At 65.8% G+C, this 599-nt stretch carries 1 protein-coding gene; it reads right to left on the reverse strand.

What is annotated here, in order from left to right:
• On the reverse strand, window positions 1–599 hold a 599-nt coding region (locus MTF65_RS30080), incomplete at both ends, for a condensation domain-containing protein (protein ID WP_243632164.1).

Raw genomic sequence — 599 nt, forward strand, 5'->3', positions numbered from 1 at the left:
AAAGACACCCACGGCACCGCCACACCACCATCACCCACACCCTCAAGCAGCACACACCGCTCCTCAAGCGAGAGGATGTCCAGCTCCTCGACCCTGAGCCCGGGATCGAGGATCACCTCCTGCAGCACTCGGCCCCACCGTGCGACCAGGGCCTCCACCGTCGACCGGTCGAACAGATCCGTGGCGAACTCCACCACCACGTCCAGGCCCGTCGGCTCATTGTCCGCGTCGCGGTGCTCGGACAGGCTCAACGCCATGTCGAAGCGTGAGCCACCGCTGCCCATCGGGCTGTACTCCGTCTCGAGTCCTTCGAGTGCGGACAGCTCGCCCGTGGCGCTCTGGAGCACGAGCATGATCTGGAAGAGAGGGTGATGGGAGAGGGAACGCTGGGGGTTGAGCGCCTCGACAAGGTTTTCCAGGGGCACGTCCTGGTGCGCGTACGCGGCCAGGTCCGCCTCCCGTACCCGGCCCAGCAGCTCACGGAACGTCGGATCACCCGACGTATCCGTACGCAGCACCAGGGTGTTGACGAAATAGCCCACGAGATCGTCGAACGCCTGGTCCGTACGGCCGGCGATCGGCGTGCCCAACGGAATGTC

Source organism: Streptomyces sp. APSN-46.1, from assembly GCF_022815725.1.
Taxonomy (GTDB): domain Bacteria; phylum Actinomycetota; class Actinomycetes; order Streptomycetales; family Streptomycetaceae; genus Streptomyces.